This window comes from Thermosynechococcus sp. QS41 (genome assembly GCF_031583515.1).
Classification (GTDB): domain Bacteria; phylum Cyanobacteriota; class Cyanobacteriia; order Thermosynechococcales; family Thermosynechococcaceae; genus Thermosynechococcus.
This window is the reverse complement of sequence record NZ_CP134181.1, coordinates 1,179,847-1,201,280: the sequence shown is the minus strand read 5'-3', so window position 1 is coordinate 1,201,280 and position 21,434 is coordinate 1,179,847. Positions and strand designations below refer to the sequence as shown.

At 53.6% G+C, this 21,434-nt stretch carries 27 protein-coding genes; 17 read left to right on the top strand and 10 right to left on the bottom strand.

Annotation, left to right across the window (positions count from 1 at the left end; genetic code table 11):
- Positions 1–39: 39 nt before the first annotated feature.
- The gene (locus RHJ80_RS05705) at positions 40–291 is read left to right on the top strand and encodes a BolA family protein (RefSeq protein WP_149817589.1); all 252 of its coding nucleotides are present in this window, start codon (positions 40–42) and stop codon (positions 289–291) included.
- A 61-nt stretch (positions 292–352) separates the two neighbouring features.
- Entirely contained in the window at positions 353–676 is a 324-nt protein-coding gene (grxD, locus tag RHJ80_RS05700) for a Grx4 family monothiol glutaredoxin (protein ID WP_181496364.1), read from the top strand.
- A gap of 102 nt (positions 677–778) precedes the next feature.
- Here grxD and RHJ80_RS05695 read toward each other — a convergent pair whose 3' ends face one another.
- Positions 779–1,216, bottom strand: a complete 438-nt coding sequence (locus RHJ80_RS05695) for an Hsp20/alpha crystallin family protein (RefSeq protein WP_206201444.1) — start codon at positions 1,214–1,216, stop codon at positions 779–781.
- A gap of 242 nt (positions 1,217–1,458) precedes the next feature.
- Positions 1,459–2,133, bottom strand: coding sequence for an MBL fold metallo-hydrolase (locus tag RHJ80_RS05690; RefSeq protein ID WP_310801637.1), 675 nt, complete (start codon positions 2,131–2,133; stop codon positions 1,459–1,461).
- Between RHJ80_RS05690 and RHJ80_RS05685 the strand changes: the two genes are divergently transcribed.
- The gene (locus RHJ80_RS05685; protein WP_206201442.1) at positions 2,132–3,589 is read left to right on the top strand and encodes a site-2 protease family protein; all 1,458 of its coding nucleotides are present in this window, start codon (positions 2,132–2,134) and stop codon (positions 3,587–3,589) included. The two genes, RHJ80_RS05690 and RHJ80_RS05685, sit on opposite strands and share 2 nt — an antisense overlap.
- Here the strand turns inward: RHJ80_RS05685 and RHJ80_RS05680 are convergent.
- The gene (locus RHJ80_RS05680; protein ID WP_149817595.1) at positions 3,563–3,967 is read right to left on the bottom strand and encodes a hypothetical protein; all 405 of its coding nucleotides are present in this window, start codon (positions 3,965–3,967) and stop codon (positions 3,563–3,565) included. The genes RHJ80_RS05685 and RHJ80_RS05680 overlap by 27 nt on opposite strands.
- 142 nt (positions 3,968–4,109) lie before the next feature.
- On the opposite strand from RHJ80_RS05680, the gene RHJ80_RS05675 reads away from it, so the two are divergent.
- The 5 genes from RHJ80_RS05675 to RHJ80_RS05655 are packed head-to-tail and all read left to right on the top strand — an operon-like array spanning position 4,110 to position 7,683.
- Positions 4,110–5,072: a DUF362 domain-containing protein gene (locus RHJ80_RS05675; protein ID WP_206201441.1), complete on the top strand. Its 963-nt coding sequence runs from the start codon at positions 4,110–4,112 to the stop codon at positions 5,070–5,072.
- Positions 5,073–5,130: 58 nt separating this feature from the next.
- The gene (gene lpdA, locus RHJ80_RS05670) at positions 5,131–6,567 is read left to right on the top strand and encodes a dihydrolipoyl dehydrogenase (RefSeq protein WP_310801636.1); all 1,437 of its coding nucleotides are present in this window, start codon (positions 5,131–5,133) and stop codon (positions 6,565–6,567) included.
- A gap of 40 nt (positions 6,568–6,607) precedes the next feature.
- On the top strand, positions 6,608–6,961 hold the full coding sequence (locus RHJ80_RS05665; RefSeq protein ID WP_206201439.1) for an iron-sulfur cluster assembly accessory protein: 354 nt from the start codon (positions 6,608–6,610) through the stop codon (positions 6,959–6,961).
- A 12-nt stretch (positions 6,962–6,973) separates the two neighbouring features.
- The gene (locus tag RHJ80_RS05660; protein ID WP_225901669.1) at positions 6,974–7,411 is read left to right on the top strand and encodes a M48 family metallopeptidase; all 438 of its coding nucleotides are present in this window, start codon (positions 6,974–6,976) and stop codon (positions 7,409–7,411) included.
- A 2-nt stretch (positions 7,412–7,413) separates the two neighbouring features.
- Positions 7,414–7,683, top strand: a complete 270-nt coding sequence (locus RHJ80_RS05655) for a hypothetical protein (protein ID WP_310801635.1) — start codon at positions 7,414–7,416, stop codon at positions 7,681–7,683.
- A gap of 3 nt (positions 7,684–7,686) precedes the next feature.
- Here RHJ80_RS05655 and RHJ80_RS05650 read toward each other — a convergent pair whose 3' ends face one another.
- The 4 genes from RHJ80_RS05650 to aat all read right to left on the bottom strand — a co-directional run bounded on the left by RHJ80_RS05650 (position 7,687) and on the right by aat (position 10,131).
- Positions 7,687–7,947 carry a YkvA family protein gene (locus RHJ80_RS05650; RefSeq protein WP_206201437.1) on the bottom strand — a complete coding sequence of 87 codons (261 nt, stop codon included), beginning with the start codon at positions 7,945–7,947 and terminating at the stop codon, positions 7,687–7,689.
- A 76-nt stretch (positions 7,948–8,023) separates the two neighbouring features.
- Positions 8,024–8,542 (bottom strand): hypothetical protein, encoded by a 519-nt coding sequence (locus tag RHJ80_RS05645; RefSeq protein WP_024125793.1) that lies wholly within the window; start codon positions 8,540–8,542, stop codon positions 8,024–8,026.
- Positions 8,543–8,616: 74 nt separating this feature from the next.
- Positions 8,617–9,351 (bottom strand): TPM domain-containing protein, encoded by a 735-nt coding sequence (locus RHJ80_RS05640; protein ID WP_310801634.1) that lies wholly within the window; start codon positions 9,349–9,351, stop codon positions 8,617–8,619.
- A gap of 189 nt (positions 9,352–9,540) precedes the next feature.
- Entirely contained in the window at positions 9,541–10,131 is a 591-nt protein-coding gene (gene aat / locus RHJ80_RS05635) for a leucyl/phenylalanyl-tRNA--protein transferase (RefSeq protein ID WP_310743499.1), read from the bottom strand.
- A 51-nt stretch (positions 10,132–10,182) separates the two neighbouring features.
- Between aat and RHJ80_RS05630 the strand changes: the two genes are divergently transcribed.
- The 9 genes from RHJ80_RS05630 (at position 10,183) to RHJ80_RS05590 (ending at position 18,269) form a co-directional block, all read left to right on the top strand.
- Positions 10,183–10,710 carry a pentapeptide repeat-containing protein gene (locus RHJ80_RS05630; protein WP_310453436.1) on the top strand — a complete coding sequence of 176 codons (528 nt, stop codon included), beginning with the start codon at positions 10,183–10,185 and terminating at the stop codon, positions 10,708–10,710.
- Positions 10,711–10,830: 120 nt separating this feature from the next.
- Positions 10,831–11,823: an NAD(P)H-binding protein gene (locus RHJ80_RS05625; RefSeq protein WP_149817603.1), complete on the top strand. Its 993-nt coding sequence runs from the start codon at positions 10,831–10,833 to the stop codon at positions 11,821–11,823.
- An 8-nt stretch (positions 11,824–11,831) separates the two neighbouring features.
- Positions 11,832–12,752, top strand: coding sequence for an NAD(+) kinase (locus tag RHJ80_RS05620; protein ID WP_206201433.1), 921 nt, complete (start codon positions 11,832–11,834; stop codon positions 12,750–12,752).
- A gap of 18 nt (positions 12,753–12,770) precedes the next feature.
- The gene (gene ligA / locus RHJ80_RS05615) at positions 12,771–14,843 is read left to right on the top strand and encodes an NAD-dependent DNA ligase LigA (protein ID WP_315863351.1); all 2,073 of its coding nucleotides are present in this window, start codon (positions 12,771–12,773) and stop codon (positions 14,841–14,843) included.
- Between the two features lie 157 nt (positions 14,844–15,000).
- Positions 15,001–15,687, top strand: coding sequence for a V4R domain-containing protein (locus RHJ80_RS05610; protein ID WP_302679065.1), 687 nt, complete (start codon positions 15,001–15,003; stop codon positions 15,685–15,687).
- A gap of 45 nt (positions 15,688–15,732) precedes the next feature.
- Complete coding sequence (locus tag RHJ80_RS05605; RefSeq protein ID WP_310744211.1) at positions 15,733–16,206, top strand: allophycocyanin; 474 nt, start codon at positions 15,733–15,735, stop codon at positions 16,204–16,206.
- Between the two features lie 21 nt (positions 16,207–16,227).
- Positions 16,228–16,698 carry an allophycocyanin gene (locus RHJ80_RS05600; protein WP_302676525.1) on the top strand — a complete coding sequence of 157 codons (471 nt, stop codon included), beginning with the start codon at positions 16,228–16,230 and terminating at the stop codon, positions 16,696–16,698.
- Positions 16,699–16,846: 148 nt separating this feature from the next.
- Entirely contained in the window at positions 16,847–17,734 is an 888-nt protein-coding gene (locus tag RHJ80_RS05595) for a PRC-barrel domain-containing protein (protein ID WP_297050936.1), read from the top strand.
- A gap of 16 nt (positions 17,735–17,750) precedes the next feature.
- Positions 17,751–18,269: a DUF721 domain-containing protein gene (locus RHJ80_RS05590; protein ID WP_302679064.1), complete on the top strand. Its 519-nt coding sequence runs from the start codon at positions 17,751–17,753 to the stop codon at positions 18,267–18,269.
- On the opposite strand, the gene cysE is transcribed toward RHJ80_RS05590, so the two are convergent.
- The 3 genes from cysE to RHJ80_RS05575 form a co-directional block, all read right to left on the bottom strand.
- Positions 18,266–19,006: a serine O-acetyltransferase gene (gene cysE / locus RHJ80_RS05585; RefSeq protein ID WP_149817618.1), complete on the bottom strand. Its 741-nt coding sequence runs from the start codon at positions 19,004–19,006 to the stop codon at positions 18,266–18,268. The genes RHJ80_RS05590 and cysE overlap by 4 nt on opposite strands.
- A gap of 75 nt (positions 19,007–19,081) precedes the next feature.
- Entirely contained in the window at positions 19,082–20,692 is a 1,611-nt protein-coding gene (gene cimA, locus RHJ80_RS05580) for a citramalate synthase (protein WP_206201427.1), read from the bottom strand.
- Positions 20,689–21,243, bottom strand: coding sequence for a late competence development ComFB family protein (locus RHJ80_RS05575; protein ID WP_206201625.1), 555 nt, complete (start codon positions 21,241–21,243; stop codon positions 20,689–20,691). The genes cimA and RHJ80_RS05575 overlap by 4 nt, the downstream gene beginning before the upstream one ends.
- Positions 21,244–21,434: the final 191 nt, after the last annotated feature.

Here is a 21,434-nt window from a genome sequence, read left to right as displayed (position 1 = left end):
AAGTGGTTCTTGATTCCAGTTAGGAATAAATAATTATCTATGGTTACCCCTGAACAACTAACCACCTTAATTCAATCCAGCTTGCCCGATGCCTTTGTTCAAGTGCAAGATTTGACCGGGGGTGGCGATCATTACGAAGCTGTAGTGGTCTCTGCCGCCTTTGAGGGTAAGCGACTGGTGCAGCAGCACCAATTGGTCTATAGCAGCCTTAAGGATCTCATGGCTAGCAATGAACTCCACGCCCTTGCCCTCAAGACCTATACCCCCCAGCAATGGGCACAACGCCAGTGATTTAGAATGCAATCTATTGCTGTTCTTTTGTCACTTGTGAACTCAAGAGGGAAAGCCAACGATGACACCCGAACTCCACGCCAAAATTGATCACCTCGTCAAAAGCAACAAAATCATTGTCTTTATGAAGGGCAGCAAGCTCATGCCCCAATGCGGGTTTTCCAACAATGCGGTGCAAATCCTGAATGCCCTCGGTGTTCCCTATGAAACGGTGGATGTCCTTGAGGATTTTGAGATTCGCCAAGGGATTAAGGAGTATTCCAACTGGCCAACGATTCCCCAAGTGTTTATCAATGGTGAGTTTATTGGTGGCTCGGACATTCTCATTGAGCTATACCAAAGTGGTGAGTTGCAACAACTGGTTGAGGTGGCCTTAGCTTCATAGTTTTTTCTCACCTTCACTGACGCCCAAAATAAATCCCCCATTGCTGGGGGAGCTTCATCATCTGTTCAACAACCTTGACCGTTTGGCCGAGAAAGTGGCGGATTAGCCAAGGTTCACTTTGACGACGCGGTTTTTCTCTTCTTCCGCTTTCGGCAGGGTCAGGTGCAGGATGCCATCTTTGTATTCGGCTTTGACATCGGTGTTTTGAATCCGCACTGGCAGAGGAATGACCCGTTGGAATTTACCGTAGCGGAATTCGGTGCGTTTGATACCATTGCTTTCGCTTTGGCTTTCAGATTTGCGTTCACCACTGACAGAGACGGCATCCGCCGTGACTTGAATGTCGAGGTCTTTGGCCTCCATGCCGGGCAGTTCAATTTTTAGAAGCAAAGCATCAGGCGTTTCTTCGAGTTCGGCTGCCGGCAAGAAGCTGAGATCGCTGCGACGTTCGGTCAAGGGAATCAATTCATCAAATAGACGGTTCATTTGGCGTTGTAGCGCATCGATTTCGCGGAACGGTTCCCAACGAACGAGTGCCATACGCTGATCCTCCTGTATTCCTTAAGGTTTTAGATTGCCCACGGGATGATTTACAGAGAGAACAGCACCAACAATTAACTTTGTTTTTGTTTGCCTTGGTATTGCTTGGGCTTATTCCCTCTGCCTACCTTCACTATAGAGGATGCAAGTTTTGATCCAAGTGGGGTTTAACGATCTCTACAAGTTCCTGTTTCCGAACCTGTAGCACGGAGAATTATTCTAAAAGGGAAATTAAGTAAACATTAAACTTTGTTAGAGAGTAGGTTATCAATGGTGAGGCTTTGCAGGACACTTTGGGCGTTGGCGATCGCCAGTGTCCCCCGCAGAAAACCAATATTTGCCCCCGGACAGAGATAACTCAGGGACTTCTGCCGACAAAAGGCTTTTAATGTCTCAACACTGCGCAGTTGTCGAGGCCAGTGGAAGGTGGTGGCGGTCTTGATGGGGGCCAGTTCTCCCGTCGGCGTAGGGAGTAGGTGACGACCGCTAAAGAGAACACCCCCTTGGCCAGACCAATAGACACAGGCGCTGCCGGGGGAGTGACCGGGTGTCCAGAGGATTTCGAGGGTTTCACTAATCGCTAGATGGTGGTTAAACGGGGTTACGGTCACTTGGGGTAGAAGATAGGCTTCTTGACCATGGATGATTACTTCACAGTTAAAGGTGCGCTGCAGCTCACGAACGCGGGCGATCGCCCCTCGATGGGTAAGGATGAGGCGCTGAACGCCACCCTGCTCCCTGAGCCAATTTTGGCTGCTCTCTGTCCAAGGGGGGGAATCAATAAGGGTATTGCCATCATTTTCTACAATGAGATAAGCAGTGCCTCCCAGCGTCTCGCGGTTTGGTGGAAACCCGTAAACCATGGGCAATACAAGGCGGGGCGGTTTCTGTTGTTGAGCCACAGGTATCGAAATCATGACATGGATTTCCCTTATTGTATTGGGTTTGATCTTGGTCTTTATTGTCCGCCAGAGTGCTGCCCGTGTCAGTCAAACCCCTTGGTGGCTCCTATGGCTGGTGCTGATGTTGCCAGCATTTTTTATTGGGGGTTGGATGCTGCTTTTAGGGAATACCCCTGTGCCGTCGGGATGGTTGATCCTTGTTTTTGTCACCAGTTCGGTGCTCTATCTTGTGCTTTTGCGCCGAGGCCAGCCCTCCTTACCAGCGGCACCACCCACACCCCCACCGCCCACACCGACGGAAAATGGCAAGCTCCTCAATCAGGATGAAGAAACGCAATTGCAGAGCTGTTTCCCTTGGGGCATGTACTATCTGCAACAAATTGAGTATCGTCCGCAGGCGGTGATCTGCCGGGGGCAAATGCGCGGGGATGCGAACCAAGTCTATGAAACCGTGGAGCGCAATATTGCCCAACGCTTTGGCGATCGCTTTCTGGTCATGTTTCAAATGGGTTTGAGTAATAAGCCCTTTTTTGCCTTGATTCCCCGCGATCGCTTGCCCCAGCCCCAACAGCTGTTTCGTCCCGGTCTTAGCCTTGGCCTACTTGCCTTAACCTTTCTCACCACCACCGTTGCTGGCTTGGCACTCGTGGCGCCTGAGCTGACGGCGGCGGAACTGCGACTCAATCCCAGTTTGCTCTGGCAGGGGTTGCCCTACAGTGTCAGTCTGCTGTTGATTTTGGGCATCCATGAACTGGGACACTTTGCCACTGCGTGGTATTACCGCGTCAAAGCAACGCTGCCCTACTTTATTCCTCTACCCTTTGCCATGGGCACACTGGGGGCTTTTATCCAGATGCGATCGCCCGTTCCCCATCGCCGTGCCCTCTTTGACATCAGTATGGCGGGTCCCCTTGCGGGATTGCTCGTGACCCTACCGATTCTAGTTTGGGGACTACAGCAGTCCGAGGTGGTACAACTGCCCGCCAATGCTTCCGAGCAGCCCCTCAATCCCCAAGTGTTTAGTCCCCGCATTTCGATTCTCTTTGCCCTGATTGCCAAAGCCATTTTTGGCGCTGCCCTCAAGAGTGATAGTGCGCTACACCTCCATCCGATGGCAGTGGCGGGAGTGCTGGGCTTGGTGGTGACGGCTTTGAACTTGATGCCGGTGGGTCAATTGGATGGGGGGCACATTGTCCATGCGATGTATGGTCATCGGGCGGGGGCAGTCATTGGCCAAGTCAGCCGTTTACTGGTGCTGATTCTCTCCTTTATTCAACCGTGGCTCTTTGTCTGGGCCTTGATCCTCTTCTTTATGCCTGCCTTTGATGAACCTGCCCTCAATGATGTCAGTGAATTGGATAACTGGCGCGATGCCCTTGGCTTGATGGCACTGGTGTTGCTATTGCTCATTATTTTGCCGGTGCCGGCACCCTTGGGGGATTTGCTACTGCCGACACACCCAATGCCATAGGGGATGGCGTTGCCCCTGTTGACGAATGCGCAGGACTTGTTTTTCTAGGCGTTGCTGCCACTTGGGGGATCTGCCCCAGAAAATGTTGCGGGTCTGCCAGTAGAGAACGCTCAGGGTCATGCCAATGCACAGCGCCAAACCGATCGCCGGCAGCCGATTGAAGAGAATGCCATAACGCAACGCTGCCCACGTAAAGTGCTCGCGCATCAGGCTAATTTCATAACGGAAGCCCCAGAGACTCAATGTGCCAACCGTCAGCCAAAGAAAGAGCACTACACTCCAGCGCATGAGAACGGTAAAGCGATGCAGGCGATCCACCTGCTGCCGAAATTCTGACTCAAGGCCTTGGGGCATTCGCGATCGCTCATTAGCAGACATGTCTCTTCTCTATCGTATCTTTTTGCAGCTTTTTCATCATCTAATGTTGGTTTGAGAGGATCATTGGGCAGGGATTGCAAAGCCTCAATTTTATCTTTGTGGCACACTGTTGAGAAACAATGCCAGTGACAAGGAGCCTCCGATGCCAAGCGTGAGTTTACTGCGGGCAACATCCTATGACCTTGACCGTCTCAGTGCATCCCTTGAGGAACTCCTAGCGCCCTTGGGGGGAATGGCGGCGATCGTCAAACCGGGCGATCGCGTGCTGCTCAAGCCGAATTTACTCACCGGCGCACGACCAAAACACGAATGCGTCACTCGCCCAGAACTGGTCTATTGCGTTGCCAAAATGGTGCAGGCGGTGGGGGGACAACCCTTCCTAGGGGATGGACCTGCCTTTGGCTCGGCATTGGGGGTCGCCCGCAACAATGGCTATTTGCCCTTTATTCAGGAATTGAATTTACCGGTCATTGAATTCCATGGCGATCGCTATGCTACGGACAATCCTGAATTTGCCCACCTGCGCCTGAGCAAAGAAGCGATGGCTGCCGATGTCGTCATTAACCTACCCAAGGTGAAATCCCATGTGCAACTCACCCTCACCCTTGGGGTCAAGAATCTCTTTGGCTGTGTCCCCGGCAAAATGAAGGCATGGTGGCATATGGAAGCGGGTAAGGATGCTGATCGCTTTGGCCGCATGCTCGTCGAAACTGCACGGGCGATCGCCCCCGACCTCACGATTGTGGATGGCATTATCGGCCATGAAGGCAATGGCCCCAGTGGGGGAACGCCGCGCCCCCTGAATATTTTGGGTGCCAGTCGTGATGTCTTTGCCCTCGATCGCGCCCTCGTGGCTATCCTGAATGTGGATCCTGAGCGCATTCCTACCCAACGTGCCGCCACCGCCCTTGGCTACAACTATGAGCTGAGTGAGATGACATTTCCCTTGGCACAGCCCCACGAATTAGCTGTTCGAGACTGGCAACTACCCCAGCAGATGATGCCCATTGACTTTGGCGCGCCGCGTGTCCTCAAGTCCACCTTCAAACACCTCTACATTCGCTGGATCAAGGAACCCCTAACCGCCTATAGCCAAAAGGTCTAAGTTCTCAGCGGGGACGCCCTTTGATAAGCTAGGAAAATGCTGTTGGGGAGAACCGTCCTTGAGCTTTGACTACGATCTCGTCATTATCGGTGCGGGTGTGGGGGGTCATGGGGCTGCCCTGCATGCCGTCAGCGTCGGTCTGAAAACGGCCATTGTCGAAGCCGCAGAAATGGGGGGCACCTGCGTCAATCGCGGCTGTATTCCCTCAAAAGCACTCCTTGCGGCAGCCGGACGGGTACGGGAACTGCGTCAAGCCAGTCATTGGCAAGCCTTGGGGATTCAACTGGGGCAGGTGAATGTGGATCGCGCGGGTGTGGCTGCCCATGCCGCCAATTTGGTACAAAAAATCCGCAGTGATCTGACAAACAGCCTCAAGCGCCTTGGCGTAGACACCCTTATTGGTCGGGGCAAAGTAGCGGAGTGTCAGAAAGTCAGCATTACCACCCCCACGGGTGAGAAAACGGTTACGGCCAAGGACATCATTATTGCCACCGGCTCAGTCCCTTGGGTTCCCCCCGGCATTGAAGTGGATGGCAAGACCGTTTATACCAGTGATGATGCCATTAAGCTGGATTGGTTGCCGCAGTGGGTAGCCATCATTGGCAGTGGCTATATTGGCCTAGAGTTTGCCGATATTTACACCGCCTTGGGTTGCGAAGTGACCATGATTGAGGCACTGGATCAACTCATGCCCACCTTTGATCCAGATATTGCCAAACAGGCACAGCGGGTCTTGATTGCCCCTCGCGACATTGAAACCTACAGCGGTACCCTAGCCAAGCGGGTGATTCCCGGTAGTCCAGTGGTCATTGAATTGGCGGATGCCAAAACCAAAGAAGTGGTGGAGGTTCTAGAGGTGGATGCCTGCCTTGTGGCCACCGGTCGCATTCCCGCCACTCAAGATATTGGCCTAGAGAGTGTGGGCGTCAACACCGATAAGCGTGGCTTTATCCCCGTCAATGAGTATTTGGCAGTAACGAAAAAAGGGAAACCCGTTCCCCACCTGTGGGCGATCGGTGACGCCACGGGGAAAATGATGCTTGCCCATGCCGCTTCGGCGCAGGGGATTGCTGTTGTTGAAACAATTGTCGGGCGGCCGCGCCAAGTGGATTATCGCAGTATTCCTGCGGCGGCCTTTACCCATCCGGAAATGAGCTTTGTCGGCTTGACGGAACCCCAAGCCCGTGAGCTAGGGGAAAAAGAAGGCTTTGAGGTACAAGTGGCACGTACCTACTTTAAGGGCAACTCCAAGGCACTGGCGGAAACGGAAACCGATGGCCTCGCCAAGGTGATCTTCCGTGCGGATACGGGCGAGCTACTGGGGGCGCATATCTTTGGTCTCCATGCTTCGGATTTAATTCAAGAGGCCGCCAATGCCATTCGCGATCGCCAAACCGTGAGCCACTTAGCCTTTAATGTCCACACCCATCCCACCCTCTCGGAGGTGCTTGACGAAGCCTTTAAGCGTGCCCACGAGATGGTGAGCCACCGCTGAACTTGCTACGATAAAGTTTGGAGTCTTTCAGGAGTGGGTGATGACACAGGCCACACAGCCCGCCAAGGGAATCATGATGACCGAAGCTGCTCTCAAGCACGTGCTTGAACTCCGCGATAAGCACGGCAAAGACCTATGTTTGCGGGTCGGCGTCAAAGGGGGTGGCTGCTCCGGCATGTCCTACACGATGGACTTTGAAGACCCCGCCAATATCCGTCCCGATGATGAAGTCTTTGACTATGATGGCTTCAAAGTGGTCTCCGATCCCAAGAGTATGCTCTACATCTATGGCTTGGTGCTCGACTACAGCAACGCCCTCATTGGTGGCGGCTTTAAGTTTACGAATCCCAATGCCACCCAAACCTGTGGCTGTGGTACCTCATTTTCTGCCTAAGGAGTCCTGCCCTTGACCACATCTCAACCGGTGAGTGACGTTGAACGTCAATTTGAGGCGGCGATCGCCCGCTACAAAGAAGGGGCACCGCCTGGAGAACTGATTCCCACCTTCAAAGAGATTTGCCAGCGTGCTCAAAAAAGTAGCGCCGCTTGGACGTGCTTAGCGTGGCTCTATCTCCTCGATGACAAGCCCCAATCTGCCCTGAAGGCCGCCCAAAAAGCGGTCAAGCTAAATCCTGAAGACCCCCAAGCCCGCATTAACCTTGCGGTAGCGATGCTAGAAACAGGCCAAAAGGGGGTTCGTCCCCACATTGAATTGGCGCAAACTGTGGTTGCTGCTGTCGCTGAGCTGCGCCAAGAGGTCATCGATAACTTTGCCGACGGCCTGCAGCGCAAACCCGATTGGGAGACCCTTGCCCGCGTCAAACAGTGGGTATTGGGGGGATAGCTATGGCACGGCTGCGGGACGTGATCAATTGGCTCTTGGTGGCGGATACCTTCTTTGTCTTGGCTAGCTTTGGCTGGTTTGTGGTTACCCTTGTAGGGCGCTCCTTGGCGCTACCCCTTGGCTTTGATCTCTGGATCAGCCTCTGGGAACCCCTCTTTATGCCTGCGATTGGCATCTTGATGGCCGCCGCACTCATTAACGGTGCCCTGAGTTATGTGCAAAACCGCTGGCTGCTGCGCTCTGTTGGCAGTGACTTGCGATCGCGGGATTAATCCCTAAACTTGCTCTGCTTCCACATCTACCGTGGTGGTGATGTTGGGCGATCGCCGGCTTTTAATCCGCTCCACCAGCAATTGCGTTAGCTCACTGGCAAGGATCACCATGACCGTGACATCATCCAATTGACCGATGATCGGCACTAGATCGGGTGAAATATCCAGAGGACTGAGCAAATAGATCAAGCTGGCGGCAATGATCAACCAGCGATATTTAGGATGCCGCAACACATTCCGATACCAGTTGTAGAAGCCGCTCATGGCGTATCAACCTTGAATCCTGCTCCTATTCTGGCATAGGGACTCAATGGCCCTAGGTGGGGAAAACCGTCCGCGGTTAATCAAAGTAAAAGAGCGTCACCACCTTATGCTGCTCTTCCGCCAGTTCACAGGTTTGCAGCAGTGTGTGGCTATCGTGAAAAGCAAAACAAATCAGTTGCTGGCAGCGGGAAATAATTTCCTGATTGCAGAGGGAACTGGCTTCTGCGAGGGGCAGGTGATCGTTTTCGGGCTTCTCCACCAAGTGCATCACCTTATCCAGTTGTTGGCGGGACTCGCGAGGCTGGCGCTCAAGACTTTGGGGCAAGATCACCGTTAGCAAATTGGGGTCTGCCCGCATGGCTCCCCGAATTGCCGCTGCATTGGTTCCCACCGCACCTGAGGTCATCAAGCGGTTACCCGCCAGCACGAGGGCATAGCTCATCATTTCAATGAGGTGCTGATGCGTAATCGGGACGTGACGCGAGCCAAGGAGCGCAATCCGCTTCGGACCAGAGTCTTGGATTGTCGCTAATTCCTGCAAAAACTCATCAATTTGGGGGGAATCAATGCCCGGAAGATTCGTCGCCTGCGTCAAGAGCGTGTCTCATATGCTACGGAACGACGCTATTTTAGCATTTTGGCCTTCAATTCTAGTAGGGGTGAATCCAGTTACCAACTGCCCGAAGCCCCCCCACCTGAGGAATGCCCACCCTCATCATCACTGCGGCTCGAGTAACTGTCGTCATAGCTGGAGGAACTATTGAAAATAAACTTGACGATCGCAGAAATGATGCTGGAAGGAATAAGAATGATCAGACCAACAATGATGAAGATGCCCGTAATAATGTCCCCGCCGGCAGTGCTGGTGTAAGTTGAGGGGACAGAGCTACTGGAGGTGGTCAACTGATTGGTCCCCAGTTCATTGAGCAGAGCACGCACCCCATTCATGATGCCCTGCGCCATCTGGCCCCGGCGAAAGTCCGGCAGCATATAGCGATCAATCACGGTTTGCATGCGTGGGTTCCAACCACTGCCATAGGCACTGCCCAATTCAATCCGCACCTTGCGATCGCCAGGGGCAACCAACATCATCACGCCATCATTGCGCCAACGGCTACCCACGCCCCGATGGTTAAATAAATCCGTGGCAAAGGCTTCAAAACTCGGGTGTTGGTTGCTGTAGTCGCGATAGGAAGGAATCGTTACCAGTAGGACTTGCTGATTCGTGCGTTGATGAAACGCTTGAAGTTCGGAGCGAACCTGTTCCCGCTGAAGATCCTCTAACACCTTCACTAGATCGTTGACGTAGGTATCGGGTAAATCAGGGAAGCGCACATAGGCTTGAATCGGCGACGGCGCCAGCGTCAACATCAAACCGGCCACCACAGAAAGGATCAGCAACAAAGGGCGGTTTCGCCAGCGCAAAGTCATCATTTTTTTGAAGGGAGTGCGTCTTGAATCACAGTATAGCTTTTCTGCTCAAAAACATTCTCAATAATGTGTGTATTGATGACTAATTGGTGACTAAGTTTGGTTTAAGAATAGATTAATTGTTTTTGATAGATAATTGACGCAAGCACTGGTCTGAGAGCATTAGAGAAATTGACAGGGTTGACGAATTGCCTGTGCCAATAACTGCCGATACTCGCGATCGCTGACAACATACGCCCCAAAGCGCTCAAGATGGGGATTTTGCAGTTGGGCATCAAACAGCAGAAAGCCGCGACGCCGCAGATGCTCCACCAGTTTCACCATCGCCACTTTCGAGCCGTCGGGGATGCGATAGAACATGGACTCGCCGATAAATGCGCCGCCAATCACAATACCGAGAATGCCCCCTGCCAGTTCATCGCCCTGCCACGTTTCAAAACTTACTGCCCAACCTGTGGCGTAAAGCAGATGGTACACGTCCTTAAGACGGGGTGTTATCCATGTGCTCGGGCGATCGGCACACCCCTCAACCACAGCAGCAAAGTCCCGGTTAATCGCAACTTGAAAGCGATTTTGATTGAGCACCCGCTGCAAAGACTTCGGATAGCAAAACCGCTCATCGAGGGGAATCAATGCCCGCTGGCGGCTGGTGTACCACTCTAGGTGATCGCCTTCCCCCATGAGAAAGTAGCCTTCGGCATAGCCATCATCAATAAAGATATCGCGTACCCACTCGGCCTCAGAAATCTCCATGCTGCTGATAATCTGAACAATAGACACTTCACATTAACTCTAGTGTTGCCTATGCTACTCTCATCCTCGGCTGTCACGACAACCATTAGCCGTTACTGGCGCTGGTGTGTAGCATTGCTATTGGCCATCCTGTGGATTCTGCTCACCCCCACGGGAGCGATCGCCGAAGATTACACGAAAGAAGCCCTGATCAATATGGATTTTTCCGGGCGGGATCTGCGGGGGTCGGAATTCACAAAAGCCAACCTCTTCCACAGTAACCTCAGCCACACCAATCTTCAGGGGGTAAGCTTCTTTGGTGCCAACATGGAAACGGCTAACCTTGAAGGTGCCGATTTACGCTACGCCACATTGGACACCGCACGGCTGACCAAGGCCAATCTCACCAATGCCATCCTTGAAGGTGCCTTTGCCTTTAATACCAACTTTGACGATGCCATTATTACCGGTGCTGACTTTACCGATGTGGAACTGCGGGAAGACGCCCAACGCAAGCTCTGCAACGTTGCCAGTGGCACTAATCCCGTGACGGGGCGCAAAACATGGGAAACGCTCCACTGTGAAGACTTTGCCACTTAATCCGTCTGCGTTTGCTCAAGATGATCCCCGCGATTGTCCGTAGGACACGCTGCGCGATCGCCCGTGTCGGGAATTCTGATAAAGTATTACAAAAGTTAAGATTTATGACTAGAGTTTTTCATGAACGTTTTTATTGTTGGCGGTACGGGTACCCTAGGGCGGCAAATTGTGCGCCGCGCTTTAGATGAAGGACATCAGGTCTATTGTTTTGTCCGCAGTCCAGCCAAAGCCACGTTTCTGCGGGAATGGGGCGCCACCATTCTGCAGGGAAACCTCTGTGCTGCTGACAGTATTCTTGAGGCATTGCAGTACGCCAAGGCCTCAGTGGTCATTGATGCCTCTGCCACTCGCCCCACCGATACCCTAACCATCGAAGCAGTGGATTGGCAAGGCAAAGTCAACTTGATTCAGGCTGCCCAAGCTGCTGATATTGAGCACCTGATCTTTTTCTCGATTATGGGAGCGCAGGACTATCCCCACGTGCCCCTGATGCAAATCAAACACTGTACCGAAGACTTCTTGCGCGAATCAGGGCTAAACTACACGATCCTGCGTCCCTGTGGCTTCTTTCAGGGCTTGATTGGCCAATATGCGATCCCGATTCTGGAAAATCAATCCATTTGGGTTTTGGGAGAGTCCACCGCCATTGCCTACATGGATACTCAGGACGTGGCCAAATTTGCCGTGCGTGCCATTGATCGGCCTGCCACCTATGGCAAAACCTTTGATCTAGCGGGCACCCGCGCTTGGACAGCCGATGAAATTATTAAGCTATGTGAAAATCTCTCAGGGCAGGAGGCAAAAATTACTCGCTTGCCCATTGGGGTTTTGCGAGCCGCACGGCAGGCCACCCAGTGGTTTCAGTGGACATGGAACATTAGCGATCGCCTTGCCTTTACGGAAGTGATTGCCAGTGGTCAAGTCTTCAATGCCCCGATGGAGGAAGTCTATCGCACCTTTGACCTCGATCCCAGCGAAACCCTGACCCTTGAGGCCTATTTACAGGACTATTTCACCCGAATTCTGCGTAAACTCAAAGAATTGGATTACGAAAAAGCCAAACAGAAAAAATCTGGACGCAAAAAACGCAGTCCCTTTAAGTCCACCCCCTAGGAGTTGCTGTGAAGGCGGGGATCATCTACAACGAAGGCAAACCCCTTGCGGTCGAATTGGCTACCCATGTCCGTCAAATCTTAGAGCTTCAGGGCTGGGAAGTGCACATGGCCACGGGGATTGGTGGCATTCTTGGCTATTCCCGTCCCGATAGTCCCGTCTGCCATACCCCCATTGATCAACTGGTGCCCCCCGGCTTTGATGCTTCCATGGCCTTTGCGGTTGTTCTTGGCGGCGATGGCACTGTGCTTTCTGCCTTTCGCCAGTTGGCTCCCTGTGAGATTCCGCTGCTCACCATCAACACCGGCCACTTGGGCTTTCTCACCGAGGGCTATGTCGCCGATTTAGAACCTGCCCTTGATCAAGTGCTGCGCGGCGACTACACGATTGAAGATCGCACGATGCTCACGGTTCAAGTTCTCCGCGATCAAACCGTTATTTGGGAAGCCCTCTCCCTCAATGAAATGGTGATCCACAAAGAACCCCTGACGGGAATGTGCCACTTTGAAGTGGATGTGGGTGCCCATGCCCGCGTGGATATTGCTGCTGATGGCTTGATTCTCTCCACCCCCACCGGTTCTACGGCCTATGCCCTCTCGGCGGGTGGCCCTGTGATTACCCCCGGTGTGGCGGCTTTACAATTGGTGCCCATTTGTCCCCACTCTTTAGCCTCCCGTGCCCTTGTCTTTGCCAACAGCGAACCAGTGTGGATCTATCCGGCGAACCCCTTCAAGCACCTCATTCTGGTGGTGGATGGCAATGCGGGCTGCTACATTCAGCCGGAGGATCAAGTTTTTGTACAACGTGCCCCCTACCGTGCCCGCTTCATTCGCCTGCGTGCGCCAGAATTCTTCCATGTGCTGCGGCAAAAACTGGGCTGGGGACTGCCCCATGTGGCCAAACCACGCCCCAAGAATAGTCAAGAATAGTCCAAATCCCTGGGGCAAATGGTCTCGAAGGAACCCCCGATGACGACAGCAGCCGAACGGATTCAACAACTGCGGCACCTGCTTCAGCGGGCGAGCTACGCCTACTATGCCCTCGATCAGCCGATCATGGAAGATGAAGTCTATGACCAGCTCTATCGCGAACTGCAGGAACTCGAAGCGGCTCATCCTGAGTACATCACCCCCGACAGCCCTACCCAGCGGGTCGGCGAAGCTCCCGTCAGTCAATTTGAGAGTGTCAGCCATCGCATTCCCCTCTATAGCCTCGAAAATGCCTTTACCTTTGCCGATATGGTGGCGTGGCAGGAACGCTGGCAGCGCTATTGGCGTAGCCTACGGCGAGAGGAGCCAATTCCCCCGACGGAATATGTCTGCGAACTCAAAATGGATGGCGTGGCCCTTGCTTTGACCTATGAAAACGGGTTATTGGTGCGGGGGGCAACTCGGGGCGATGGCCAACGCGGTGAGGATATTACCAGCAATGTGCGCACGATTCGCACCATTCCCCTGCGGCTAGCCATCGAGAACCCACCCCCAATCGTTGAAGTTCGTGGGGAAGCTTTTTTGCCTTTGGCGCGATTCCATCAACTCAACCAAGAACGCCAAGCCCAAGGAGAAGCTCCCTTTGCTAATCCCCGTAATGCCGCCGCTGGTACTCTCCGTCAACTGGATCCGCGCATTGTTGCCCAACGCCAACTGGACTTCTTTGCCTATGCGCTGCATTTACCTGAAGGGGGTAGCGTTCCTTGGGATGAGAACCAAGCAGGGGAACCCCAATCGCAGCGGCAAGTGCTCAATGCGCTGCAACGCCTTGGCTTTCGGGTCAATCCCCACAATGCCGACTGCCCTGACCTAGAGGCGGTGAAAGCCTACTACGACCACTGGCAAACCGCCCGCCACCAACTGCCTTATCTGACCGATGGCATTGTGGTCAAGCTCAATGATTTAACGCTGCAACAGACCCTTGGGTTTACGCAAAAGTTTCCCCGCGGCTGTGTTGCTTGGAAGTACGAACCAGAGCAGGCCATTACTGATGTGGTGGCCATTACCATTCAAGTGGGACGCACGGGTGCGCTCACCCCAGTCGCTGAACTGGTGCCAGTGCAATTAGCGGGTACCACGGTATCACGGGCAACGCTGCACAATGCAGACTACATTGCCGAATTGGATTTGCACATTGGCGATAAGGTGGTGATCCACAAAGCCGGCGAAATCATTCCAGAGATTGTGCGGGTCTTTCCCGAATTGCGATCGCCAACGGCTCAACCCTTTACGATGCCCACCGTGTGTCCTGAATGTCATCAGCCGGTGGTGCGCCCTGCCAACGAAGCGGTGAGTCGCTGTGTCAATCCGCGGTGTCCGGCGATCGTGCGCGGCCAAATCCTCCACTGGGCAAGTCGGGATGCCTTGGATATTCAAGGGTTAGGGGAAAAGCTAGTACAGCAATTGGTGGCCAAGGAGTTGGTGCACACTCCGGCGGATCTCTATCGCCTGACGGCAGCACAACTGTTGCGCCTCGAGCGCATGGGTCAAAAGTCCGCTGCTAAATTGTTGCAGGCGATCGCTGACTCGAAAGAACAACCGTGGCCACGGGTGCTCTATGGCCTAGGCATCCGCCATGTGGGGAGTGTCAATGCCCAAGTGCTTGCCGATCAATTCAAGTCTGTTGAGGAGCTGGCCGCTGCTACCGTCGCCGATCTGTGTGGGGTCTATGGCATTGGTCAGGAAATTGCCCAAGCGGTTCACGAGTGGTTCCAAGACCCAGCGCACCAAACCCTCATTGCTGATCTCAAAGCCTTGGGGCTACAACTGGCGGCGGCGATCGCCACTGCACCAACGACTGGACAATCCCTTGCGGGCAAACGTTTTGTGATTACAGGCACCCTGCCCAGCCTCACCCGTGAAGCAGCCAAAACGCTGATCCAGCAACATGGCGGTCAAGTGAGTGAGAGTGTCAGTCGGCAAACGGATTATCTAGTGGTGGGCGAAAAAGCGGGGAGTAAACTGCGACGCGCTCAAGAATTGGGCATCCCCTGCATCAATGAAACAGAACTTATAGAAATGTGTCGTTAGACAAAAAATCAGTGGGAGTGCGGAGCCACGACCCTGAAAAATCTTTTAGCCTAAAAAGTGTGGCTGCTCAGTACCTAACGTTCAAGCACAATAGGGGGCAATTCGCTGATCTATGGTTTCTGTCACGCCGTCTCAACCTGCTGGGAGTGCCAATGCTATGACCCGTGCTCAGGACTATCAGCATCAGTTACACCAAACTCATCCGATGCGCACCAATCACTATAGCTTGCGGGACTATCTGCAATTTGATCGCCAACGGGGCAGCATTACCGACTGGTATGATCAGCGGATCGCTCTAGCGACAGAAGACTTTGTCATTGGCCTAGTGGAAGGTCTCGAAGAGGAAGTTGGCCCTGCCTCTGCCCTCGTCATGTACAAAATTGGCGAAGAGTGGGGCAAACGCGATGCGGTTGTCTTTAAGCAACACTTTGAGCAGGAGTACCAGCGCGAACTACGCAAGGCCACCTTGACATTTATCCTCGAGGCTTGGTGGTGGCCCTTGACAACCCTAGGCTGGGGCAACTGGGAAGTGGATCTCACGGAGCAAAAGAATGGTTTTATGTTCATCAATATCTTTGACTCCGTGGTGGCGCGCACCCTTGGGGATGTGGGTAAGCCCGTCTGCTACATCTATGCCGGTCTGTTTGCGGGCTTCTTTACGGGATTGATTCAAAAGCCCCTGAGTTGTATCGAGTTGCAGTGCTATGCCATGGGGGAAACCTACTGTAAGTTTCTCGTTGGTAAACAGGATCGCATTGATGCTGCTGCCTTCTGGCAAAACGAAGGGGCTACGGCACGGGATATTGAAAAACGCCTGCGCCAAGGGGAGTTGGTGAAACGATAAGCCACAAGCGAGTGTGTTCATTTATTTTCTAGCGAGGGTTGCCCTATGTTCCGTCAGTTGAATCACTTAACTGTTGTTGCCGATGGTCGCTATGCCCGGGCCGAGGAATTAGATTTTCTGCGGGAGTACTTGGCCTCGGTGGAGAGTCGCATCAGTGCCTACGAAAAAATCCGCACTGAGGCGGAAATGATGGTGGATAAAATTCAATCCATGCAAAAGGCAGAAAATCCCCGCTGCTTCCATTTCATCAATGGCGATCGCTCAGAAATTTGCCGTCGTGATTTAGTGGATACCATTCGTCTGTGTGCCTCGGCCATGCTTTTTGCGGAGTTGGACTTGCTGCGGGATAATTTCTTACTTTGGTACCGCACCATTGTCAAATCCTTTAACTACGAAGCAACTGCCTCCTCCACCTATGGCAAGTACCTGCCGAATATGATAAAGCAACTGCTCACGCCCGAAGAACAACGGGTGATGCAGCCTGTCCTTGCCCTCGGCAGTTCAATTTTGTCAGAATAGAGTTGTTGTGGGGTGGGACTGATGCTGCGTCAACTAGAAAAACTCAGCCTTGAGGCCGATGGCCGCTATGCCAGTGCCAAGGAACTGGAATTTCTCAGAAATTATCTAGCGGCAGCGGAGCAGCGCATTCGTGCCTACGAAAAAATCCGCGATGCTGAAGAGAAAATCCTAGATCAGGTGGAGCAGCAACTGCGCGCCAAAAGTCCCCATATTTTCCGTAAGGGCAATCACGACTATTCCGCCGTGTGTCGGCGCGATCGCAAGCATGTACTACGCCTAGCGGCAGCGGCGATGTTATTTGCCGATTTGGATGCCCTGCGGGATGGCTTCTTGCTGTGGTACCGCACGATCATTAAGGCCTTCAAGGATGAGAAGGTGGCACAAGTAACGTACCAAGTCCTGCCCCAAGTGGTCAATCAAGTGCTCTCGGGTGAGGAAACACCGTTAATGCAGCCTGTGATGGCACTGACCCAGTCCATCCTAGGGGAATAGACTCACCCCACTCAGCAGTGTGGCAAAAATGCGCTAGCCTAGAAGCACCGATTGCACGGGGCAATTTATCACTCCTGCGATCGCCTTTGGCGTACCATTGGTATTCGCCGCTATAGTATTACTAAGATTCATTGGGATACACAAAGGCATGACCATATCGGCGCAATTGCTGCAACGGGCAGATTTGATCGGTACACAGGTAATTACCCGTGATACTGGTCGGAAGTTAGGCGTCATTAATCAAGTTTGGGTCGATATTGACCAGCGGCAAGTGGTGGCCTTGGGGGTACGCAATACCCTCTTTACAGGGGAGCAACGCTACATTCTTCTCGACAGTATTCGCCAAATTGGCGATGTCATTCTCGTTGAGCACGATGATGATGTCACCGAAGCTCTCAATACCTACAACTACAGCACACTGATTGATAGTGAGATTGTCACCGAAACCGGCGAAGTGCTGGGTAAGGTACGGGGCTTTAAGTTTGATCCTGAAACGGGCGACATTACGGATTTGATTTTAGCTTCCATTGGCTTGCCTTGGATTCCGGCGCAACTGATTAGCACCTACGAGTTGCCCATTGAGGAAATTGTCAGCACCGGCCCTGATCGCATTATTGTCTTTGAAGGGGCAGAAACCCGCCTGCGGCAATTAACAGTGGGTCTCTTAGAACGGGTCGGCTTGGGGGCACCCCCTTGGGAAAGCGACGAGGACGAGTACTATCAGCCCGTTACGCCGAGCAGTAATCAATTGCCCTCCGGAGCGCGATCGCCCGTCTATCCCCCCCAACGCAGCCGCAGTGATTACGAAGCCGATTGGGAAACCGCTCCCCGGCGTCGGCGTCGCCAGCCTGAGTATGTGGAGTATGAGGAGGAGTATGAGTATGAAGAGCGTCCCCGCTCGCGTCAAGTTAAACCTCCAGCTCAAGCCATGCCCGTAGAACTGCCGGAATCGGAACCCACTGCCGATCCTTGGGAAGAGCAACAACCGATTCGCCTTGAGCAGCGGCAGAAGCAAGAGGAATACGATCACGAATAGTCGGGAATAGTCCACGATGGCCTATGTCCCACTGGCCACGGTACTTCAGCAATGGCAGCAGGCTCCTGAATGGCAGCAGCCGCAGCGGTTCTTGCGTCTCTTGGAGCAGTGGCCGCAGCTCGTGGGGGCGGTCGTCGCTGAGCACGCTGTTCCTGTGGAACTCACCAGTCAAGGGGTTTTACATGTGGCCGTTGCCAGTAGTACTTGGGCGCACCATCTGATGTTCTCGCGATCGCCCCTCATGGTCAAAATTCAGCAGACCCTTGGCATTGTCCTCAGCGATATTCGCTTTTCCAATCGGGACTGGCACCCCCAACGCTCGGCGATCGCTAGCCATGAGGCCTTACCGAAAGTCGGGCATCTTCCCAATGTGACACCTGCCGCCACTCCCCAAGAGGCTTTTCAACGATGGCAAGCCCAAGTGCGTCAGCGATCGCGAGACTATCCCCTCTGCCCCCGCTGTCAGTGCCCTACACCCATCAAAGAATTGCAGCGCTGGGGACTCTGTGGCCTGTGTTATATGCGGCCAGCCTAGATGCCAGAGCCGTTGAGAAACTCCTCAATGGGGCGATCGCTGAGGCGGCAGGCTTGACCTTGGGAGGCTTGCAAATGTCCTTGCGCCAGAGCAGGCACCTTTTCCTGCTGTTGCAGTGTTTGCACCTGTTTCTCTAGGAGTTCAATGCGATCCAAGAGATAGCGAATTGCTTCGGCCTCAGAGTCTGGCAGTTGACCGTGTTCCAAGGGGGCAATTTTGGCACCTGCACGATAGACAATTCGCCCGGGAATCCCCACCACGGTACAATCCGAGGGCACATCCCGCAGCACCACAGACCCCGCGCCAATGCGCACATTGTCCCCAATCGTGAGGTTGCCCAACACCTTTGCCCCAGCACCGACAACCACATTTTCACCGAGGGTAGGGTGCCGCTTTCCCGTTTCTTTACCGGTACCGCCGAGGGTCACTCCCTGATAAATCAAACAGTAATTGCCCACAATCGCAGTCTCGCCAATGACGACCCCCATGCCGTGATCAATGAAAACGCCCTTGCCAATCGTGGCGCCGGGGTGAATTTCAATCCCCGTCAGCAGGCGAGCAATGTGAGAAATAAAGCGGGGGATAAAGGGAATACCCCGCCGCCAAAGCCAGTGGCTCAACCGATGGAGAACAATGGCCTGAAGTCCGGGATAGCAAAAAACAACCTCTAACCAATTGCGGGCAGCGGGATCCCGCTCAAAGATAATTTGGAAATCTGCTTTGAGGGTGCTGAGCACACGCGGCTCCTTGGCAGTGATGCAACCTAAACAGCAGTTTTGATCTTAGCGGATTTTGCCAAGGTCTAAGAGGCTTCAGGAGGCCACCAAAGGGGACGGTTGGGATCGCCGAGTGCGCTGTAGGCCATATTCGAGGGCTTCGGCAACCGCTTGGTAGGAGGCTTCAATGATATTGGCAGAGACACCCACTGTTGCCCAGCGATCGCGCCCATTACTGGATTCCACCAGCACCCGTGTTTTGGCTGCCGTGCCGGCATGGCCATCTAAAATCCGCACCTTGTAGTCCGTGAGGTGAAACTCGGCAATCTCTGGATAGAAGGACATCAAGGCCTTGCGCAGCGCCTGATCCAATGCCGAGACAGGACCATTGCCCTCTGCCGCCGTGAGCATCTCCTCCCCATTGACTTCAACTTTGACCGTGGCCAGAGACTGGCTGCGAATCGTGGCCTCCAGTTGACGTGAATCGGTGCGGCAAAAGACATCAAAGCCCTTGAGGGTAAAGGGTCGCTGGCGTTGCCCTAGAACCTCCTGAATCAGGAGTTCAAAACTCGCTTCCGCCGCTTCAAATTGATAGCCTTCGCTTTCGAGATGCTTAATCCGCTCCAAAATTGTCCGACTCAGGGGATGCTGCCGATCCAACTCAAAGCCAAGTTCACTGGTTTTCGCCAAAATATTGCTGATGCCCGCCTGCTCAGAAATAATAATGCGCCGTTGATTGCCCACCCAATGCGGCTCAATATGCTCGTAGGTACGGGGGTTGCGCTGCACGGCACTGACGTGAATTCCCCCCTTATGGGCAAAGGCCGACAGCCCCACGTAGGGCGCGTGATCATCGGGGGCAAGGTTGACAATTTCACTCACGTGGCGGCTCACTTCTGTGAGGGTTGCCAACTGCTCTGGGGTGACACAGTCATAGCCCAGTTTCAATTGCAGATTGGGAATCAGGGTGCACAGATTGGCATTGCCGCAGCGTTCGCCATAGCCATTGATCGTTCCCTGCACCATTCGCACCCCCGCTTGAACCGCCGCAAGGGCATTGGCTACGGCTGTGCCAGCATCGTTGTGGGTGTGAATGCCCAAGCAGTCCAAGGCACCAAAATGCGCCACCACCTCGGCGACCACTGCCTGAATTTGATGGGGCAGACAACCGCCATTGGTATCGCAGAGAACTAACCAATCGGCACCCGCCGCTAAAGCGGTTTCAAGGGTTTGTAGCGCATAGTCGGGGTTGGCAAAGTAACCGTCAAACCAATGTTCGGCATCGTAGATCACCCGTCGCCCATGGGATTTCAGGAACTGAATGGAATCGGCAATCATGGCGCAGTTTTCGGCCAAGGTGGTCTTGAGGCCGTCGGTGACATGCAGATCCCAAGATTTGCCAAAGAGTGTCACCCAACGGGTACCGGCCGCTAGAATCGGCTCAAACATTGGCTCTTCTGCGGCCTTGCGGCCGGGGCGACGAGTAGCACAAAAAGCAACGATTTCTGCCTGTTGGAGGGGCGTTTCCTGCAACTGCCAAAAAAACTGTACGTCCTTGGGATTGGCGCCCGGCCAGCCCCCCTCAATAAAAGGAATCCCTAGGCGATCCAGTTGACGAGCAATCCGCAGTTTATCTTCGAGGGAGAGGGAAAGACCTTCCCGCTGGGCACCATCACGCAGGGTGGTATCGTACAGCCAAATTTTCACTGTGCTGACTCTCCCTTGGGACGCTCATAGTCATTGGCGTAGGCTTGCAGCAAAGAACTGACTTGGGAAAAGACCTCTTTGCCGGAGGTTTTGCCGATGGCCGATCGCTCCGGATGAAATTGTGGCCGTGCCATGCTGCGGTTAATGGCCTCTTGGACTTGGGCGCGAATCAGATCCATGAGTTCCTCTTCAGCCCGCTGGCGTTGATACTGTGCGCCCTCTTCGGTTGTGGCGTAGAGCGGGGGAAGGCGGTTGAGGGCGTAGGCGGCAATATCTCCCAAATCAAGGGCGCATTCTTGCTCTGCTTCAATGGCGGCAATGCGGGTAATTGCCTCGGTGAGCACCAATTCTTCCATAACGTTGATAAATTGCTTGCGGGGAACCGCCACCACTTGCCCCGTCAAGAGAGCACCCATAAGGCGATCCAACGCCATATAGTCTTCCACGGAGAGTTCGGTGGCTTTGTCGCAAATGCGTCCGACTTCTGCCTCCTGCGTTGGTGTGAGATAACCATTGCGCAGTGCTTGTTCAACAATCTCTTGAATCCCCATACGTGTTTCCGCTGTAATTGCTGTAGGGGCACTCCCCCACTCAAATTTAGTATATGCCGAGGAACTGCCAAGGGCAGGGGCAATTTTGCACTGTAGGTAGTCCATATTTTAGAAAAAGGCGGTAACGCTAAGATAACGATGAGAACTGTTGCAAAGAACTGCCAAATCCTACGAAATCTTCATACCTGTAT

Bases quoted from the DNA above. Each gene is read 5' to 3' on its own strand.
- RHJ80_RS05705 (WP_149817589.1), top strand. From the start codon at position 40: ATGGTTACCCCTGAACAACTAACCACCTTAATTCAATCCAGCTTGCCC.
- grxD (WP_181496364.1), top strand. From the start codon at position 353: ATGACACCCGAACTCCACGCCAAAATTGATCACCTCGTCAAAAGCAAC.
- RHJ80_RS05695 (WP_206201444.1), bottom strand. From the start codon at position 1,216: ATGGCACTCGTTCGTTGGGAACCGTTCCGCGAAATCGATGCGCTACAA.
- RHJ80_RS05685 (WP_206201442.1), top strand. From the start codon at position 2,132: ATGACATGGATTTCCCTTATTGTATTGGGTTTGATCTTGGTCTTTATT.
- RHJ80_RS05690 (WP_310801637.1), bottom strand. From the start codon at position 2,133: ATGATTTCGATACCTGTGGCTCAACAACAGAAACCGCCCCGCCTTGTA.
- RHJ80_RS05680 (WP_149817595.1), bottom strand. From the start codon at position 3,967: ATGTCTGCTAATGAGCGATCGCGAATGCCCCAAGGCCTTGAGTCAGAA.
- RHJ80_RS05675 (WP_206201441.1), top strand. From the start codon at position 4,110: ATGCCAAGCGTGAGTTTACTGCGGGCAACATCCTATGACCTTGACCGT.
- RHJ80_RS05665 (WP_206201439.1), top strand. From the start codon at position 6,608: ATGACACAGGCCACACAGCCCGCCAAGGGAATCATGATGACCGAAGCT.
- RHJ80_RS05655 (WP_310801635.1), top strand. From the start codon at position 7,414: ATGGCACGGCTGCGGGACGTGATCAATTGGCTCTTGGTGGCGGATACC.
- RHJ80_RS05650 (WP_206201437.1), bottom strand. From the start codon at position 7,947: ATGAGCGGCTTCTACAACTGGTATCGGAATGTGTTGCGGCATCCTAAA.
- aat (WP_310743499.1), bottom strand. From the start codon at position 10,131: ATGGAGATTTCTGAGGCCGAGTGGGTACGCGATATCTTTATTGATGAT.
- RHJ80_RS05630 (WP_310453436.1), top strand. From the start codon at position 10,183: ATGCTACTCTCATCCTCGGCTGTCACGACAACCATTAGCCGTTACTGG.
- RHJ80_RS05625 (WP_149817603.1), top strand. From the start codon at position 10,831: ATGAACGTTTTTATTGTTGGCGGTACGGGTACCCTAGGGCGGCAAATT.
- ligA (WP_315863351.1), top strand. From the start codon at position 12,771: ATGGTCTCGAAGGAACCCCCGATGACGACAGCAGCCGAACGGATTCAA.
- RHJ80_RS05610 (WP_302679065.1), top strand. From the start codon at position 15,001: ATGACCCGTGCTCAGGACTATCAGCATCAGTTACACCAAACTCATCCG.
- RHJ80_RS05605 (WP_310744211.1), top strand. From the start codon at position 15,733: ATGTTCCGTCAGTTGAATCACTTAACTGTTGTTGCCGATGGTCGCTAT.
- RHJ80_RS05600 (WP_302676525.1), top strand. From the start codon at position 16,228: ATGCTGCGTCAACTAGAAAAACTCAGCCTTGAGGCCGATGGCCGCTAT.
- RHJ80_RS05595 (WP_297050936.1), top strand. From the start codon at position 16,847: ATGACCATATCGGCGCAATTGCTGCAACGGGCAGATTTGATCGGTACA.
- RHJ80_RS05590 (WP_302679064.1), top strand. From the start codon at position 17,751: ATGGCCTATGTCCCACTGGCCACGGTACTTCAGCAATGGCAGCAGGCT.
- RHJ80_RS05575 (WP_206201625.1), bottom strand. From the start codon at position 21,243: ATGGGGATTCAAGAGATTGTTGAACAAGCACTGCGCAATGGTTATCTC.